Genomic DNA, 16,807 nt, shown 5'->3' with positions numbered 1-16,807 from the left:
CCAAGCAAAACTCAACGTTGATTCCTGCCAGCCGTGCCATCGGGAACCAGACTTGGAAAGTCAAACTTTCTTTGCCCCCGCCCCCGCTATAGTCGTGTGCGTTCCCGCCTTTGTACGGGCGGTTCATCATGTGTAGCGGACTATCCCAGCCTACGCCTTCTGCCGCTCACGCAAGGCACGTTCCACTTCACGCGCAGCGTCCTTCTTCTTGAGATCCTCGCGCTTGTCGTAGTTCTTCTTCCCTTTGACCAGCGCCAGCTCGACTTTGGCCCAGCCGCCCTTCAAATAAATGCTGAGCGGTACGAGCGAATAGCCTCTCTCGCGGATCAGGCCGTTGAGCTTGAGAATTTCCAGGCGTCTCATCAGCAGTCTGCGGGTACGCTCCGGCTCATGGTTAAAGCGGTTGCCCTGCTCGTACGGGCTGATGTGCACGTTGTACAGCATCAGCTCGCCGTTTTGCACACGGGCGAAGCTGTCCTTGAGCTGGACGCGGGCAGCTCGCACGGATTTGATCTCCGTTCCGGTCAGCTCGATACCCGCTTCAAATACTTGCTCGATGTGGTAGTCGTGGCGTGCTTTTCGATTTTGGGCAACGGTTTTGGTCCCGGCTTTGTCTTTTGACATGGAGATCACCTCACTTGCGATTTTCCTGCGTTTCGTACCAGTAAGTCTAGCAAATTTTAACCAGTGTGGCAAGCCATTTACCGGGCAAATGCCTCATAAACGGCCCTTACACAACTGTTTAACGGCGTTTCCGCTTCGCTGTTTGCGTCACGTTTTTCCGGTTCTTCTTCTTGGAGCGAACGAGATCCTCCCAGAACCCTTTTTGACGTTGGGTTGGTGTATCTGTTCCCTCTCCAGTTCCGATAGCGACCACATCTTCACTCGCAGAAGTTGTACTGCGTTGTCCACCGCGTCGGGAAGATGTTTTGGATCCTTCATTCTTCCTGCGCTCTTTGTACTTTTGGCGGATGGCAGCTGGATGCGGCTTATCCTTATCCTTTTGACGGTCCGGTCGATCTGAACGGGAACGGTCCTGCTTGCCACCACGGGCGCCGCCACGACGCTCTCCACCGCGTCCGTCGATGACCTTCGGCGTGCGTTCTCGACTTCCCCGGAAGCCTGCTGCCTTGGTCATACCCACGATTTCAAAATCGATGGTCCGCTCATCTACATTGACACTTGCCACGCGCACCTGCACCAGATCGCCGATACGGAACTGCTTGCCCGTCCGCTCCCCGACCAGAGCGTACATTTTCTCGTGGTAGTGGTAGTAATCGTCTGTCAAAAAGCTGACGTGAACCAAGCCTTCGATGGTATTCGGCAGCTCGACGAAGATCCCGAACGAGGTGACACTGGAGATAACGCCCTCGAACTCTTCTCCGACTCGCTCCTTCATGAACTCCGCTTTTTTCAGATCGTCCGTTTCCCGCTCAGCATCTACAGCCAAACGCTCGCGCTGAGAAGCATGCTCCGCGATTAACGGCATGTGCTCTGCCCAATACGCCATGCGCTTTTCTGACAGCTGCTCTCCAGATTCGATCCAGTCACGAATGCGGCGGTGAACGATCAGGTCGGGATAACGGCGGATCGGCGAGGTGAAGTGCGTGTAGAACTCCGTGGAAAGACCATAGTGCCCGAGGCTTTCCGCGTCATAACGCGCTTGCTTCATCGAACGCAGCATCACGGTGCTGATAATGATCTCTTCCGGCTTCCCTTTGACCTCTTCCAACAGCTGCTGCAGGGCTCTCGGATGTACCGAGTTTCCTTTTCCGCGAATGGAGTAGCCAAAGTTGGTGATGAACTCCATGAAAGCCATCAGCTTCTCGGCATTGGGATCTTCGTGGACCCGATACATGAAAGGCTGCTTCATCCAGTGGAAATGCTCGGCTACTGTTTCGTTGGCAGCAAGCATGAACTCTTCGATGATCTGCTCCGCGATAGAACGGGTGCGGAACCCGATATCCGTCGGTGTCCCCTCTTCGTTCACGTAAATTTTTGCTTCACGGAAGTCAAAATCGATAGCACCGCGCTGCATCCGTTGCTCGCGACGTTTGCGTGCCAGCTTCTCCATCTCCTGAAACATCGGGACGAGCTCGCTGTACTTCTCGATGAGCGCTTCATCCTTGTCTTCCAGAATGCTGCGAACGTCCGTATACGTCATCCGCTCGTTGGTGCGAATCACGCTGAGGAAAATGTCGTACTTCACGACCTTCGCCTCTTTGTCCATCTCCATGTCGCAGGAGATTGTCAGTCGATCGACCTTTGGATTCAAGCTGCAAATCCCGTTGGACAAACGGTGCGGAATCATCGGAATCACACGGTCGACCAGATAGACGCTGGTTCCGCGGCGATACGCTTCATTATCTAAAGCCGATTTTTCCTGTACGTAGTAGCTCACATCCGCGATATGAACTCCCAGGCGCACATTGCCATTCGGCAGTGTCTCGAGGGACACGGCATCGTCCAGGTCTTTGGCGTCTGCCCCGTCGATTGTGACCATCATGCGGTCGCGCAGGTCGCGGCGTCCTTTGATCTCTTCTTCGGAGATTTCACCAGGCGCAGCCTCTGCTTCGGACAATACATCCTCGGGGAATGCTTCTGGCAGATTAAACTTGCGGATGATCGAGAGAATATCGACGCCCGGATCGTTTTTGTGACCCAAAATCTCTACGACTTCTCCCTCCGGATTCACTCTGCCTTCCGGATAACGCACGATGTTGACCACGACTTTGTGGCCATCTACGGCTCCGTTGTACGCATTTTTCGGAATGAACACGTCCTTGCCGATCCGCTTTTCATCCGGGATGACAAACGCGTAATGCTGCTCATCCTTAAACGTCCCCACGACTTGCTTGATGCCCCGCTCTACGACGCGAATGATGCGTCCTTCCAGCCGGTTGCCCCCTGGCTCCTTCTCGACTCGCACGAATACGGTATCGCCGTGCAAAGCGCCATTCATATCATTCGCATGGACGTAGACGTCTTCCATCTCCGGTGTCTCCGGAATGACAAAGCCAAAGCCTTTCGGGTGACTCTGCAAACGCCCCCGCACCAGATTCATTTTCTCTGGAACGCCGTAGCGATTCGCCCTCGTCCTGATGACCTCGCCGCTCGCTTCCAGTCCATTGAGCGTTTTCACCAGTTCTTTAAACGTTGCGGAATCCTGAATCCCGAACGCTTCTTCCAATTCCTTTACGGTCATCGGGTGGTATGCCTGCTCCCGCATGAACGCAAGAATATCTTGATCCTTCATTCACAAACCTCCTTTTTCGCTTGGTTGATCACCGAGCTTCCTTTTCACTCATTACTATGTAGTATTCACCGGTTACACGCATCGCAATCGGAATAGAGAAAAAGGCAGCAAGTCGCACTTGCTGCCTTTTGGCCATTCGTCTATTACGCCCCTGTTTTCAAGAAATAACCGAGCAAAATCGCAAAAATCATGAAAGCTACCGCAAATACAACGGTCAGCTTGCCCAAAAGTGCGTCAATCCCACGAGCTTTTTGTTTGCCCATGAGTTGCTCAGCACCGCCACCAATCGCTCCCGAAAGGCCGGCACTTTTACCAGATTGTAACAATACGACGATAATTAAGCCAATACTTGCAATCACAAGTAAGATTTTCGCAGCCAATGCCATCTTCATTCACCTCAAAACGTATTTCCAAGGCGGTAAAAAACCAATACGTCTACTTTATCACAATTCATAGCTAGCATCAAGCTGGCTGTGCCTACAGAATTAGTGAACTTCTACCAGAATTGTTACGTTGTATGCAGGGCAATAATATATAGAAGGAACGAATAGTGGAGTAGAGATTATTTGGAAATTGTGTACTTTCTTTGTCGGTTTTTTAGTCGCCTTGCAACTGTCAAGATTTTGCCGTAAAATTGCAGTTGAACCTTTATTACTTGCCTTGGGAGGTCTTTGTCAGATGGCTGGGTCCAACAAAAAAGACATGAATCAAAACGACGTAATTGATTCCGCGAAGGCCTTTTTTACTTCGTTTGGTATCTTGTTTCTAGTTTTTCTCATTGCACTTGTAGGATCGATTATTTTCCCACCAAAACATGGGGAAGAAGCTGCAGGCCCAGGTGGAGCACCTACTGCTAACATTGACGCTGCTGCTATTTTTAAACAAAACTGCGCTTCCTGTCACGGTCAAAACCTGGAAGGGATCGTTGGACCAAACTTGACTAAGGTTGGTGCAACTCACAGCGCTGAAGACATCCAGAAGATCATTAAAGAAGGTAAAGGCGGCATGCCTCCAGGATTGCTGAAAAAGAATCCAGAGATTCAAGCTGTTGCCCAATGGCTGTCTGAACACAAATAAGTACATAGATGGCCCGATTAAAGAACACCGGAGACTCGTCCTCTTCGGTGTTTTCGCCATTATATAAGGAAGTGAGCAGCCGAACATGACGACCCGACTAGAAATCGAAAATCTAGGAAAGCAGCACGCTACTCTCGCAGATGCTTGGCTATTTCGCCATTTCTCCGCAAGCGTCACCGAGCCTGAAATCGTCGGCATCCTCGGCAAATCGGGGCAAGGCAAAAGCACGCTGCTCCGTATTTTGGGACGCTTGGATAAAGCCAGCCAAGGCAGCATCCGCCTCCAAAATAAAGATCTTAGTCTATGGGAGCCTGAAGCGTGGCGGATGACGATGAGCTACGTCGCCCAGCAGCCCGTGATGCTGCCTGGCACGGTCGGAGACAATCTGCGGATCACGAGCGTGCTTCATCAGCGCCCTTTTGACGAAAAGCTGGCGAAAGACTACATGGAGCAGCTGGCTATGGACCATCTGGATTGGGACAAATCAGCAGCCCAGCTCTCAGGTGGCGAAAAGCAGCGTCTCGCTCTCATCCGCAGCCTTCTCTTGCGGCCTCAGGTGCTCTTATTAGATGAAGTCACATCCTCACTCGATATGATCAGCAAACAAGCTGCAGAACGCCTCCTGATCGATCTGCATACACGTACAGGCACGACTCTGCTCTGGATCACCCATGATCTCGAAGAAGCGCGGACAGCATGCAACCGGATCTGGTTTATGGCAAACGGACAGCTCGAGGAGGATTCCCCAAGCCAATCCTTTTTTCGCTCCCCGCAATCAGCTGCCGCACGTGATTTTCTGAATCACCCGACTTCACCGGCAATGGCAGCCACGGAGGTGCAAGCATGACCTATTCTTCCTTTTCCTTGTGGTTCGCGTTTGCCTTTGTCCTCATCGCTCTTTTGCTGTCTGTCTGGCAAAAGCTCGGTCTGGAAAAGGAAATCGCTATCGGAACAATCCGCTCAACGGTGCAGCTCCTTTTGATCGGCTACGTTCTTCAGTTCGTTTTCCACTCCAACAGCATCTGGTTTATTGTGATACTGATTGCCATGATGGTGACTGTCGCTGCGAAGAATGCCGCGAGCCGCGGCGCCCAGCTCCCCGGGATCTTTTGGCGAATCGCCTTTTCCCTTCTCATCACCGAAGTCATTACCATGGGGCTTCTGGTCGCATTCAAGCTGGTTACGCCTACCCCGCAATACTTGATTCCCATGAGCGGTATGATCATCGGCAGCTCCATGGTTGTCTGCGGACTTTACTTGAATCATATGAATCGGGAAACCGAAAGTGCCCGCGGAGAAATCGAAGCCTTGCTTAGCCTTGGCGCTACTCCCCGTCAAGCGATCCAGGGCGTTTTGAAGCGCGCAGTCAAGTCGAGTATGATCCCTACCTTTGATACCATGAAAACGATCGGTCTCGTTCAGCTGCCGGGCATGATGACCGGCATGATCGTGGCCGGTGCCAGCCCGATCGAGGCTGTCCGCTACCAAATTCTGATCATGCTCACTTTCTCCTCTTCTGCGGCTATTTCTGCCGTTCTCATCAGTCTCGTCAGCTACCGTCTCTGGTTTACCCGTGAAGCCTTGCTACGTTCCTAATAATTCTTTCTCCACCAACTGCCGGGCATCTCGGCAGTTTTTTTTCGCGAACTGTAATGAAATCATACTCGATTCGTCAAATTACAAGGAGAAAGAGCAAAGGTGGTTCCGCTATGGACAAAAACGACTTAATTGAGCAATGGTTTCTGCGCTATGGCGATGATATTTACAAGTTTCTCGTTTACTACACAGGCAGTAGAGACGTAGATGACTTAGTACAGGACGTTTTCCTAAAAGCCCTCGGCTCCATTGACTCGTTCCAAGGGAGATCGCAGCCAAAGACATGGCTCTTGACGATCGCTCGTCATACGGCCATCGATCACGCCAGAAAAAAGCGTCTGCGCAGCTGGCTGCCCGACATGTGGCTCTCTCATCTGGCTTCCGATGAAAAGACCCCCGAGGAGCAGCTGGATCTGCAGGAAGAACAACAAGCGCTTTATCGGGCGATCCAGCAAGTAAAGCCCGCTTATCGAGAGGTACTCATCCTCCGGGGCATCAAGGGTCTGTCTGCCAAAGAAACAGCGGAAATCCTGCAATGGTCGGAAAACAAGGTCAATGTCACTTTGCACCGCGCCATGAAAGCAGTCAGAGACAAGCTGGAGCTGGCAGGAAAGGAGCTGATCGGAAATGTCATCTAAAACAGACGAGCAACTGATGGAAGAATTGCGCAAACTACCTGATATCCAGATGTCACACGTCACAAAACAAAAGATCGTTTCGACGATTCGATCCAAGGAGGCACTCAACATGGAACAAACTGTACACCCTCGACGCTTCGGCTATTTCGGAAAAGGATTGGCGATTTGCTCCGTACTCGCAGCTACTGTCTGGATGGGGACCACACTCATCCAAACCAACCAGCCAGCAACATTGCCTGGCATCTCTAATGGCGCAAGCCCTACTCCTTCTGCTCCGAATCCAGTACCGAGCTCACAAAACGGTGTCGTAACCCCTACTCCGACTGCGCCAGCAACCCCGCAAGGAGAGGAATTGCTCAATACTATCCGCAAGCAGGCGGAAAAGGGAGCCGTCATCAACTCGACCTATACCGTAGAGACTACTGTTTTTGACGATGTAGAAAAGGCATGGGGGGCTCCAGACCGCTCTGTCTATGCAAATGGGCTCACGTACGCTACCTACGAAAAACACGGCGTGGAGATCGGCTACAACAAAGGCATGCAAATCGTAGAAATCCGTTCGTTCGACCCGCGAATCAAGCAGCTGACCCTCGCCGATATCGAGAAAAAATGGGGAAAACCCAATCGTGTCGGAGAATTCGCTGGCCAGCAGATCTACACCTACGATGTGACAGACAAGTACCAGGTCAAATTCGTGTTTGAGCCATCCGCAGCAAACAACAACCAGATGGTGCTCGTTCGCTACAGCGTCTACTATCCGCAAGGCAATCACAATCTGATGGCGGATATGAACCCGACAGAGCTGCTGCAAAACCTGCGCGATCTCGCCAAGGACGGAAAAACGCTCGGAAGCGAGTTCCGCGTAGAAAAGGATGTTTTCGATACGGTTGAAAAAGAGTGGGGCAAACCGGATATCGTCTCGACCGTCAATGGAATCACGTACAATACGTATCGTGACCGTGGTTTAGTCTTTGGCTTCAATAAAGGAATGCAGATCGTCGACATCCGCTCCTACAACTATCAGCTGCAGTACATCCCACTGGCAGACGTCGTGAAAACGTTGGGCAAACCGCAAAGCACCGCCAATGTCGGCGGGCAAACCATCTACACCTACAAGGTCAACGACAACTACGAGCTGAAGATCGTCTTCTCCGGCATTTACGACGGAAGCAATGCCAACAAGCTGTACATCGATCATGTCAATGTCTTTTATCCACGAGGAACGATCAACAACATGGCTGGATAACTCCCTAGAAGCAACGAAGCACACACGAGCTCCCCGAGAGCTTATGTGTGCTTTTTTTTGAAGAAAAAAGACGATCGGAGCCCATGCACTCCAATCGTCTTTCTGTTAGCGTGAATCTTATTTACCGATGATGTAGCCTTCCAGCTCATCCAGTACTTTGTTCGCTGCGATTACACCGCCGGAAGTGTTCCAGATGGTGTCATCCACTTTGAATGCTTTACCCGCTTTTACTACGTTCAGGTTTTTCCAGAGAGAATCGTTTGTCCACTCTTGCTCCAGCTTGGAAGCTTCGCCTTTACCTGTTTCGTAAGTGAAGTAGAACATGATGTCGCCGTCCATTTCTGGAATGCGCTCTTTTGTTACTTCCGCTGCGAACTCTTCCTTGTTTTGGGAAGCTGGACGAGCAAGTCCGAGATCTTTGAAGATCGCGCCAGTGAAGGTGTCGTTGTAGTAAATGCGAACTTTACCTGGCATGAAACGTACTACGGAAACTTGTGTTTTCAGCTTGTCGCCTGCTTTAGCTTTGAAATCTTCTACACGTTTGTTCCAGTCAGCGATGACCTTCTCGCCTTCTGCTTTTTTGTTTACTGCTTCAGCGAACAGGGAGAAGTTTGCTTTCCAGTCGCCGCGTGGCTCATCTACGAAAACAGTTGGTGCGATTGCACTCAATTGTTGATAAATTTTCTCTTGGCGGAATTTCATACCCAGAATCAGGTCTGGCTTCAGAGCCGCGATGGCTTCCAGGTTTGGTTGAGACTCAGAACCAACTACTTTTACACCTTCCAATTGCGGTTTTACGAAATCGTAGAACTGCGTTGGATCAGTAAAGGAACCTACAGCACCCACAGGTTTTACACCCAGTGCCAGCAGTGTTTCCACCCCTTGCGTAGTCAACATAACAACGCGTTGTGGCGTACCTTTAATCGTCGTTTCACCCATGACGTGTTTGACTGTGTAAGATTGATCCGCGCTACCCGTGTTGCCATTGCTGCCTGCCGCTTGTTCAGCTGGCTTTTGTTCGGCTGGTTTTTGTTCAGCCGCTTGTTGACCTCCGCCGCAACCAGTTACGATCAACAGCATCGCCATCAGGACAGCAAAAAATGCCTTGCCGCCTGCGGTCCGATATGTACGAGAAAACATGATGAAAGGACCCCTTCCTTCTCTAAAAGTTCACGATGAGATTGAGAATTACCTTCAATAACAATGATTATCCTACAGGCAAGCCCAAAAGAAGTCAACAAGAAATTGATAATGACTATCAACATCATTGACACATCTCCCACCTCCATCTAAACTTAACCTTGTTACGAAATTCACTCTAATGAAAGCAGACTGCTAAATAAAAGGATGTAACTGCCATGAATGCTTTATTATCCAGCAATTTTCGTAAGATTTTGGGAGTCGTTATCGCCCTTCTTTTCCTTGCTTATCTCAGCTATGCCAGTCTCGTTTTCGGCGTAATCGATACAAGCTGGCAAACGGCTATCGATGCTTACACACACTTCAACGGCACAAACGAGCACATCGTCATCAAAGAGGTTCGTGTCCCGCGTGTGCTAAACGGTCTAACCGTCGGCTTTTGCCTCGGCGTGGCAGGTATGCTGCTGCAATCGCTGACGCGAAATCCCGTAGCAGATGTGGAGCTGTTCGGTCTCAACGCAGGCGCTTCCGTTTTCGTCGTGTTCGCCGTCACCTTCTTTGGCATCAGCTCCCTGACCGAGTTTACTTGGATCTCCTTCCTTGGTGCAGCCGTAGCAGGCCTTATCGTGTATATATTAGGCTCCCTGGGTCGAGATGGTTTGACACCAGTCAAGCTCGTGCTCGCGGGTGCTGCGATTACTGCCCTGGCCGGATCTATTCGACACGGCATGATGGTATTAAATGAAAAGGCTACCGACGAGGTCCTCTTCTGGCTCGCAGGCTCCATCGGCGGCAGAAAGCTCGAATATTTGGCCACCGTGTTTCCTTACATGCTGCTCGCCTGGATCGCTGCCTTCCTGCTGGCTCGCCCTATTCAAACGCTATTAATGGGGGATGATGTCGCAAAAGGCTTGGGGCAACGAACGCTGCTCGTCAAAATCCTCACGGGTGTGGTCATCGTGCTTTTGTCCGGCTGCGCTGTAGCCGTGGCTGGCCCAATCGGCTTTGTCGGTCTGGTCACTCCTCATCTCGCCCGATACTTTGTCGGCATCAGCACGGCATGGGGAATGCTGTACAGCGGTTTGCTCGGCTCGATCCTGCTGCTCGTCTCAGACATCGCTGCTCGCTTTATCGCGATGCCTGCTGAAGTACCGATTGGTGTAATGACAGCCCTTATCGGCATCCCGTTCTTCATCTATGTCGCACGAAAGGGGCTGGAAAAAGGATGAAACAATACCTGCCTCTCCGCATTGGCAAGACATCCATTCATCTACATAAGAAAACCGTGGTCTACACGACTCTGGCGATTCTGCTGACCATCGCGGCTGCTATCGTCAGTCTGGGAATGGGTGAAATGTACATTCGCCCTCTCGACGTCGTCAAAGCCTTGCTTGGCTTCGGTGCCGAGCAAGATGCGCTAATCGTTCAGCAGTTCCGCATGCCACGGATCATCATCGCCATTCTCGTCGGTGCCGCTCTAGCTGCTGCCGGTGCTATCATGCAAGGCATCGTGCGAAATCCGCTGGCTGCCCCGGACATTCTCGGTATTTCCAGCGGGGCTTCCGTGGCGGCTGTGGCGTTTTTGCTCCTGTTTGAAAACGTCAGTATCAAGTGGCTGCCCCCAACGTCCTTTCTCGGAGCCATGGCGACTACGATTCTCCTTTATGCGCTCGCTTGGAAAAAAGGCGTGACCCCGCTGCGACTCGTGTTAATCGGGGTAGGGATAAAGATCGCTGCAGGCGCGGTCGTGACGCTCTTGATCATGTTCAGCCCGTTTCTTTTGCAGAACAAAGCCTTGCTCTGGCTGACAGGCAGTATCTACGGTGTGGACTGGAATGATGTACTGATGATCCTGCCGTGGGTTGTGATCTTGATCGTGGCAGCTGCCTTGCTCGCGAGAAGAGTGAACATTCAACAGCTCGGAGACGATATTGCTACCAGCTTAGGAAGCTTCCTGCAGCTGGATCGCTTTCTCCTCCTGATCATTTGTGCCGCATTGACAGGTACAGCCGTTTCTGTAGGCGGAGACATCAGCTTCGTCGCACTGCTCGCGCCTCATATCGCCAAGCAGCTGATTGGCCCCTCTTTTGGTGGAGCCTTGCCGCTTTCAGCTTTTATCGGATCCTTGATTCTCTTGATTGCCGATCTCATCGGCCGCGTCGCTTTTTCACCGCTCGACATACCGGTCGGCGTTTTCACCTCAGCAGTGGGCGCCCCGTTCTTCATTTACCTGCTTTACAAAAATCGAAATCGCTAGTGGAAGGAGACGAATGATCATGCAAGCTCTGGAAACCCGTCAGCTCACTTTGTCCTATGGAGATCGCAACATCATTGAGACACTGGATTTGAATATCCCCCGTGGAAAAATCACCGTCTTTATCGGGAGTAACGGAAGCGGGAAGTCTACTCTGCTTCGTTCGCTGGCTCGCCTGCTCAAGCCAAAGGAAGGAGCCATCCTGCTCGAAGGCGAATCCATCGCCAAGCGCTCGACCAAGGAAGTAGCGAAACGACTGGCTATCCTGCCCCAAGGTCCTACCGCTCCGGAAGGTTTGACCGTTCTCCAGCTGGTGAAGCAGGGACGCTATCCTTACCAAAACTGGCTTCAGCAATGGTCCGAGGAAGATGAGAAAATGGTAAATCGCGCGCTGGAAGCGACACAGCTGACTGCCCTCGCCAATCGTCCGGTAGACTCTCTCTCCGGCGGTCAACGTCAACGCGCCTGGATCGCGATGACGCTGGCGCAGGGAACGGAAACCATCCTGCTGGATGAGCCGACTACCTACCTCGATATGTCTCACCAAATCGAGATTCTGGACCTGCTGTTTGAGTTGAACGAGACCGAGCAGCGTACCATCGTGATGGTCTTGCATGATCTGAATCTGGCTTGCCGCTACGCTCACCACATCGTGGCAGTCCACAATACCACAGTCGTGGCAGAAGGCTCGCCTGATGACGTACTGACAACAGACCTCGTGCGTACTGTATTCGACATGGATTGCCAGATCACACTCGATCCTCTGTATGGCACGCCGATGTGCATTCCGTACAGCAAAAGCCGACTGGCTGCCGCCGTGCTGGAGAAAAAACCTGCGCTGCTTTCCTGATTCGAAAACTTGGTTCCGCCAAGCCTTTTCGCGGAGCCTTAGCTGCATTTATACTGGCTGAAAATCTTATCCATTCTTGCTGTACAAACAAAGGCTGACCCCATTCGTGCGGGTCAGTTTTTTTGCTTTTTGCATGCACAGGCGAAAGAGATATAGGCACACTCCGCCCCTTCTCCATACAATGGAGGTATCATCGGTTTTCTGCCTGCGGAAGGGAGTGTACGTGATGAAGCCAGCCAAGTCTATCAAAGGAAACGAACAAAATCCGACGCCGATGTCCCCTCCTGACTTCCCAGGCTCCTTGCAGGAAGTATGTATACGTGCGCCCAAAGTATACGACTGGATACTCTCCAGCTGCTGGCAGCGATACCAGATAGCCGTTCCGGAAAAATACATCTGCATTCTGCAAAAGGCGGTCTGCTCCGGGCGTGACATCTACGTAAGCTGTTTGGATCCCTTTTCCGTCGACCGTGCCAAAGATCTCTCGATACGAGTGCTGCCACCGATTCGCCGGACGGTTCTGCCTGTAAATGGTCACGGCGTTCCAGCAGGCATCGTTCGCACATTGCTCGAGCTCTATGCCGCGATTTTCGTGTTTGCGGACAATGAGCTGCTGTTTGATTTCACGACCACCCTGCTCTTGCAAGACGAGCTGGTCGTCTGCGTTCCTGAGACTTTGCACGAGGAGCATATTCACTGCCGCATCGCAACCGGGGAATGTCTTCCCTTCACCGGTTTTGTGCAGCATAACCTCATCGAGCTGGAGCTGCTTGTCTGTACAGAACTCATCGTAGAGGCGATGGCGCAGATCGAGCTCCAGGCCAAACCATGCCTTCCTCGAGTCGACCTCATCCCAGCGCCACCCCGCTCGCTCCCACTGGAGTGTTCCCCTTTCCTAGTGCCGCCATGCCCGCCTCGGCGATAGCTCGATAAAGCAACGTAAAAAAGGCTGTTTCCACACCTTTTGCAGGTGGAAACAGCCCTTATCTTCCTATGCGATTCGATTCTACTTCTTCAGGTTGTAGAAAGCAGCACGGCCGCCAAAGCGGGAAGTATCGCCCAACTCGTCCTCGATACGAAGCAATTGGTTGTACTTCGCTACACGGTCTGTACGGGAAGGTGCACCTGTCTTGATTTGCCCAGCATTTGTCGCTACAGCGATATCAGAGATGGTGGAGTCTTCGGTTTCACCGGAGCGGTGGGAAATAACCGCTGTGTAGCCTGCACGCTTCGCCATTTCGATCGCTTCGAAGGTCTCTGTCAGCGTACCGATTTGGTTTACTTTCACCAGGATAGAGTTTCCTGTCGCAGTTTCGATCCCGCGAGCCAGACGCTCGGTGTTCGTTACGAACAGGTCGTCCCCTACGAGCTGCACTTTGCTGCCCAGCTTGTCAGTCAGTGCTTTCCAGCCATCCCAGTCGTCTTCGGACAGACCGTCTTCGATGGAGATGATTGGGTATTTGCTTACCAGATCTTCGTAGAACGCGATCATTTCTTCCGTTGTTTTCACAACGCCTTCGCCTTCGAAGTGGTATTTGCCATCTTTGTACATTTCAGTAGCTGCTACGTCGAGCGCGAGGAATACATCTTTACCTGGCTCGTAGCCAGCAGCCTGGATCGCAGCCAAAATGGTGGTGATCGCTTCTTCGTTGGATTTGAGGTTTGGTGCGAATCCGCCTTCATCCCCTACAGCTGTGCTCAGACCTTTTTCGGACAGCACTTTTTTCAGGGAGTGGAAGATTTCCGCACCTGTGCGCAGTGCTTCTTTAAAGGATTCTGCCCCGACAGGCATTACCATGAATTCTTGAATATCAACGGTGTTGTCTGCGTGCTTACCACCGTTCAGGATGTTCATCATAGGGACTGGCAGTGTTCTTGCGTTGAAGCCGCCCAGGTAGTTGTACAGTGGCAGACCCAAGGAATCTGCTGCTGCACGCGCGACTGCCATGGATACGCCCAGGATCGCATTTGCACCCAGCTTGCCTTTGTTGTGAGTACCATCGAGCTGCAGCATCGCCATGTCTACGCCTACTTGATCCAGCGCGTCCATACCGATCAGCTCAGGTGCGATGATTTCGTTTACGTTCTCAACCGCTTTCAGCACGCCTTTACCCAGGTAGCGGGATTTGTCGCCATCGCGCAGTTCAACCGCTTCATAAGCACCCGTAGAAGCACCCGACGGAACAGCAGCGCGGCCCATCGAACCGTCTTCCAGATACACTTCGACTTCCACAGTTGGGTTACCGCGGGAATCCATAATCTCGCGTGCGTAAATGTCTGTAATCATCGCCATTTCTCATCCATCTCCTTTGTTTTCGAGCGGGTCTCCCCACCATTATTTATAGACTTGCATTCGGCACCATTTCAGTTTGTGCCAGAGCGAGCTATTTTGCAAGTAACGATTTGCCTGACATTTCTGTAGGTTGTGGAACACCGAGAAGAGCCAGCAAGGTTGGCGACAAATCAGCCAAAATACCGTCTTCGCGCAGCGTCACACCTTCTTTGGTCACAATGACCGGAACAGGGTATGTGCTGTGCGAAGTAATCGGGCGTCCAGCTGGGTCCAGCATCAGGTCAGCGTTTCCATGGTCGGCTGTGATGACTGCCACTCCGCCTTTTGCCGTAATCGCTTCTACGACACGTCCCAGGCATGCATCTACCGTTTCTACCGCCTTGATGGTCGGCTCCATGAGCCCGGAGTGTCCCACCATGTCGCAGTTGGCAAAGTTGAGGATGATCGCATCAAAGTTGTCTGCTTCAATCTCGGCAACTACGGCATCTGTCAGCTCGATCGCACTCATTTCCGGCTGCAAATCGTAGGTCGCCACTTTCGGAGACGGGATGAGAATACGGGTCTCTCCCGGGAATTCCTGTTCACGTCCGCCGCTAAAGAAGAACGTTACATGCGGGTACTTTTCCGTTTCTGCAATGCGCAGCTGCTTGAGCCCCTGCTGGGAAAGCACCTCGCCGAGTGTGTTGTCCAAATTGGACGGCTTGTAGGCCACATAGCCATCGACTGACTCGGAAAAGTGCGTCAGGCAGACGAAGTGAAGATTGCGCGGGCGCTTTTCTCCCCGGTCAAATCCGCGGAAATCCTCATTCGTGAAAGCCTGCGAGATTTGAATCGCACGGTCCGGACGGAAGTTGTAGAAGATGATGGCATCCCCGTCCTGAATCGTAGCGACTGGCGCTCCCTGCTCATCCACAATCGCGGTTGGCATGACGAATTCGTCCATAATGGACTTCTCGTACGATTCCTTTACAGCTTTGATCGGATCCTGATAATGCGGCGCATCCGCGTACACCATCGCGCGGTACGCCTTTTCGATCCGCTCCCAGCGCTTGTCGCGGTCCATCGCGTAGTATCGTCCTTGCACGGTTGCGATTTTCCCTACACCGATTTCTGCGATCTTGGCTTGCAGATCTTCGATGTATCCCACGGCGCTGTCAGGAGATACGTCCCGGCCGTCGAGGAAGCCATGGATATACACTTTCTCGAAGTTTTGTTTCTTCGCCATTTCGAGGATCGCAAACAAGTGGGCAATATGGCTGTGTACGCCCCCGTCGGACAAGAGGCCAAACAGATGCAGCTGCTTGTTGTTCTCTTTTACATGGCGGAACGCATCCAGCAAGGTTTCGTTTTCAAAAAACTCGCCTTCGCGGATGGACTTGGTGATACGAGTCAGGTCCTGATACACGACGCGCCCTGCTCCGATGTTGAGGTGACCCACTTCCGAGTTACCCATCTGACCTTCTGGCAGCCCAACTGCGAGCCCGCTCGCTTCCAGGGTGGCATGGGGATAGTGATTCCAATAACGGTCAAAATTCGGTTTCTTCGCTTGCGCTACGGCGTTGCCGTACGTCTCTTCACGCAGGGCAAAGCCATCTACAATCAGCAGCGCAACCGGTTTCGGCCGGTTTGCCATCTCGTTTCTCCTCCTATTGCTGAGCTTCGTTTACAAGCAAGCTTCGTTTACGAGCAAGCTTCGTTTACGAGCAAGCTCCGTTTACGAGCTGCAAATAACTTTCTGCAACCAGGCTCGCTCCACCGACCAACGCTCCGTCGATTTCCGGCTGAGCCATGTAGCTGGCGATATTCTCCGGTTTCACACTGCCGCCGTACTGAATGCGAATGTGCTCCGCAGTTTCCTGTCCAAAGCGCTCGGCGATCGTCTGACGAATGATTGCGATCGTTTCGTTGGCATCCTCTGCTGTAGAAGATTTGCCTGTCCCAATCGCCCAGATCGGCTCGTACGCGATCACGACATTCGCAAGCTGTGCTGTCGTAAGTCCAGCCAACGCTCCCTCTGTCTGTGTACGCACGACGTTCGCTGTCTCTCCCGCTTCCCGCTGCTCCAGACTCTCGCCTACGCATACGATGGGCACCAAATCATGCTTCAAGGCAGCATGCACCTTTTTATTCACGATCTCGTCGGTTTCTTGAAAATACTGGCGGCGCTCTGAATGGCCGAGGATGACGTATTTCACGCCAATTTCCTTTAGCATGCCCGGGCTGATTTCTCCGGTATAGGCTCCCTGCTCTTCAAAGTGCATGTTTTGTGCACCCAGCGCAATATCCGTACCTGCGAAAATCTGGCCCAATGCCGGAAGCGCTGTAAAAGGTGCGCAAACGACCTTTTCTACGCCAGCCTTTGTTGTCCCCGCTTTGGCTTCCTGCGCAAAGGCAGTAGCTTCCGCGATCGTTTTGAACATCTTCCAGTTCCCCGCGATAATTGGTGTTCTCAAGAAA

General features: G+C 52.1%; 16 protein-coding genes. 9 read left to right on the top strand and 7 right to left on the bottom strand.

Annotation, left to right across the window (positions count from 1 at the left end):
* Positions 1–150 precede the first annotated feature (150 nt).
* The 3 genes from smpB to secG all read right to left on the bottom strand — a co-directional run bounded on the left by smpB (position 151) and on the right by secG (position 3,642).
* Positions 151–624 (bottom strand): SsrA-binding protein SmpB, encoded by a 474-nt coding sequence (gene smpB, locus EDM59_RS30105; protein ID WP_055745511.1) that lies wholly within the window; start codon positions 622–624, stop codon positions 151–153.
* A 118-nt stretch (positions 625–742) separates the two neighbouring features.
* Positions 743–3,256, bottom strand: coding sequence for a ribonuclease R (gene rnr / locus EDM59_RS30100; protein WP_122926954.1), 2,514 nt, complete (start codon positions 3,254–3,256; stop codon positions 743–745).
* Positions 3,257–3,399: 143 nt separating this feature from the next.
* Positions 3,400–3,642, bottom strand: a complete 243-nt coding sequence (gene secG, locus EDM59_RS30095; RefSeq protein ID WP_003843341.1) for a preprotein translocase subunit SecG — start codon at positions 3,640–3,642, stop codon at positions 3,400–3,402.
* Positions 3,643–3,934: 292 nt separating this feature from the next.
* Here secG and EDM59_RS30090 point away from each other — a divergent pair, with 292 nt between their 5' ends.
* From EDM59_RS30090 to EDM59_RS30070, 5 genes are all read left to right on the top strand, one after another.
* A complete protein-coding gene (locus EDM59_RS30090; protein ID WP_092275265.1) occupies positions 3,935–4,333 on the top strand; it encodes a YqzM family protein in 399 nt (132 codons plus the stop codon).
* Between the two features lie 85 nt (positions 4,334–4,418).
* Positions 4,419–5,180: an ABC transporter ATP-binding protein gene (locus tag EDM59_RS30085; protein WP_122926953.1), complete on the top strand. Its 762-nt coding sequence runs from the start codon at positions 4,419–4,421 to the stop codon at positions 5,178–5,180.
* Positions 5,177–5,929, top strand: coding sequence for an ABC transporter permease (locus tag EDM59_RS30080; protein ID WP_122926952.1), 753 nt, complete (start codon positions 5,177–5,179; stop codon positions 5,927–5,929). The genes EDM59_RS30085 and EDM59_RS30080 overlap by 4 nt, the downstream gene beginning before the upstream one ends.
* 113 nt (positions 5,930–6,042) lie before the next feature.
* On the top strand, positions 6,043–6,567 hold the full coding sequence (locus tag EDM59_RS30075; protein WP_122926951.1) for an RNA polymerase sigma factor: 525 nt from the start codon (positions 6,043–6,045) through the stop codon (positions 6,565–6,567).
* Between the two features lie 109 nt (positions 6,568–6,676).
* Positions 6,677–7,813 (top strand): YjgB family protein, encoded by a 1,137-nt coding sequence (locus tag EDM59_RS30070; RefSeq protein ID WP_246011303.1) that lies wholly within the window; start codon positions 6,677–6,679, stop codon positions 7,811–7,813.
* Between the two features lie 117 nt (positions 7,814–7,930).
* On the opposite strand, the gene EDM59_RS30065 is transcribed toward EDM59_RS30070, so the two are convergent.
* Complete coding sequence (locus EDM59_RS30065) at positions 7,931–8,953, bottom strand: ABC transporter substrate-binding protein (protein WP_122926949.1); 1,023 nt, start codon at positions 8,951–8,953, stop codon at positions 7,931–7,933.
* 218 nt (positions 8,954–9,171) lie between these two features.
* On the opposite strand from EDM59_RS30065, the gene EDM59_RS30060 reads away from it, so the two are divergent.
* From EDM59_RS30060 to EDM59_RS30045, 4 genes are all read left to right on the top strand, one after another.
* Entirely contained in the window at positions 9,172–10,182 is a 1,011-nt protein-coding gene (locus EDM59_RS30060; protein WP_122926948.1) for a FecCD family ABC transporter permease, read from the top strand.
* Positions 10,179–11,210 (top strand): FecCD family ABC transporter permease, encoded by a 1,032-nt coding sequence (locus EDM59_RS30055; protein ID WP_122926947.1) that lies wholly within the window; start codon positions 10,179–10,181, stop codon positions 11,208–11,210. Before EDM59_RS30060 ends, EDM59_RS30055 begins: the two co-directional genes overlap by 4 nt.
* Positions 11,211–11,229: 19 nt before the next feature.
* Positions 11,230–12,057, top strand: coding sequence for an ABC transporter ATP-binding protein (locus EDM59_RS30050; RefSeq protein WP_122926946.1), 828 nt, complete (start codon positions 11,230–11,232; stop codon positions 12,055–12,057).
* Between the two features lie 226 nt (positions 12,058–12,283).
* Entirely contained in the window at positions 12,284–12,982 is a 699-nt protein-coding gene (locus tag EDM59_RS30045) for a hypothetical protein (protein WP_122926945.1), read from the top strand.
* A gap of 81 nt (positions 12,983–13,063) precedes the next feature.
* On the opposite strand, the gene eno is transcribed toward EDM59_RS30045, so the two are convergent.
* From eno to tpiA, 3 genes are all read right to left on the bottom strand, one after another.
* Entirely contained in the window at positions 13,064–14,350 is a 1,287-nt protein-coding gene (eno, locus tag EDM59_RS30040) for a phosphopyruvate hydratase (RefSeq protein WP_122926944.1), read from the bottom strand.
* Between the two features lie 91 nt (positions 14,351–14,441).
* Positions 14,442–15,983, bottom strand: coding sequence for a 2,3-bisphosphoglycerate-independent phosphoglycerate mutase (gpmI, locus tag EDM59_RS30035; RefSeq protein ID WP_122926943.1), 1,542 nt, complete (start codon positions 15,981–15,983; stop codon positions 14,442–14,444).
* A 64-nt stretch (positions 15,984–16,047) separates the two neighbouring features.
* The gene (gene tpiA, locus EDM59_RS30030; RefSeq protein WP_122926942.1) at positions 16,048–16,803 is read right to left on the bottom strand and encodes a triose-phosphate isomerase; all 756 of its coding nucleotides are present in this window, start codon (positions 16,801–16,803) and stop codon (positions 16,048–16,050) included.
* Positions 16,804–16,807 lie beyond the last annotated feature (4 nt).

The sequence above is a fragment of the Brevibacillus nitrificans genome (genome assembly GCF_003710965.1).
Taxonomy (GTDB): Bacteria; Bacillota; Bacilli; order Brevibacillales; family Brevibacillaceae; genus Brevibacillus; species Brevibacillus centrosporus.
Note: the sequence above shows the minus strand (reverse complement) of the source record. Positions and strands in the feature narration are given on the sequence as shown.

What these genes read in the sequence shown, in the direction of transcription:
- EDM59_RS30075 (WP_122926951.1), top strand. Translation starts at nt 6,043, where the DNA reads ATGGACAAAAACGACTTAATTGAGCAATGGTTTCTGCGCTATGGCGAT.
- EDM59_RS30050 (WP_122926946.1), top strand. Translation starts at nt 11,230, where the DNA reads ATGCAAGCTCTGGAAACCCGTCAGCTCACTTTGTCCTATGGAGATCGC.
- EDM59_RS30090 (WP_092275265.1), top strand. Translation starts at nt 3,935, where the DNA reads ATGGCTGGGTCCAACAAAAAAGACATGAATCAAAACGACGTAATTGAT.
- EDM59_RS30055 (WP_122926947.1), top strand. Translation starts at nt 10,179, where the DNA reads ATGAAACAATACCTGCCTCTCCGCATTGGCAAGACATCCATTCATCTA.
- gpmI (WP_122926943.1), bottom strand. Translation starts at nt 15,983, where the DNA reads ATGGCAAACCGGCCGAAACCGGTTGCGCTGCTGATTGTAGATGGCTTT.
- EDM59_RS30045 (WP_122926945.1), top strand. Translation starts at nt 12,284, where the DNA reads ATGAAGCCAGCCAAGTCTATCAAAGGAAACGAACAAAATCCGACGCCG.
- EDM59_RS30060 (WP_122926948.1), top strand. Translation starts at nt 9,172, where the DNA reads ATGAATGCTTTATTATCCAGCAATTTTCGTAAGATTTTGGGAGTCGTT.
- EDM59_RS30070 (WP_246011303.1), top strand. Translation starts at nt 6,677, where the DNA reads ATGGAACAAACTGTACACCCTCGACGCTTCGGCTATTTCGGAAAAGGA.
- rnr (WP_122926954.1), bottom strand. Translation starts at nt 3,256, where the DNA reads ATGAAGGATCAAGATATTCTTGCGTTCATGCGGGAGCAGGCATACCAC.
- eno (WP_122926944.1), bottom strand. Translation starts at nt 14,350, where the DNA reads ATGGCGATGATTACAGACATTTACGCACGCGAGATTATGGATTCCCGC.
- EDM59_RS30065 (WP_122926949.1), bottom strand. Translation starts at nt 8,953, where the DNA reads ATGTTTTCTCGTACATATCGGACCGCAGGCGGCAAGGCATTTTTTGCT.
- EDM59_RS30080 (WP_122926952.1), top strand. Translation starts at nt 5,177, where the DNA reads ATGACCTATTCTTCCTTTTCCTTGTGGTTCGCGTTTGCCTTTGTCCTC.
- smpB (WP_055745511.1), bottom strand. Translation starts at nt 624, where the DNA reads ATGTCAAAAGACAAAGCCGGGACCAAAACCGTTGCCCAAAATCGAAAA.
- EDM59_RS30085 (WP_122926953.1), top strand. Translation starts at nt 4,419, where the DNA reads ATGACGACCCGACTAGAAATCGAAAATCTAGGAAAGCAGCACGCTACT.
- secG (WP_003843341.1), bottom strand. Translation starts at nt 3,642, where the DNA reads ATGGCATTGGCTGCGAAAATCTTACTTGTGATTGCAAGTATTGGCTTA.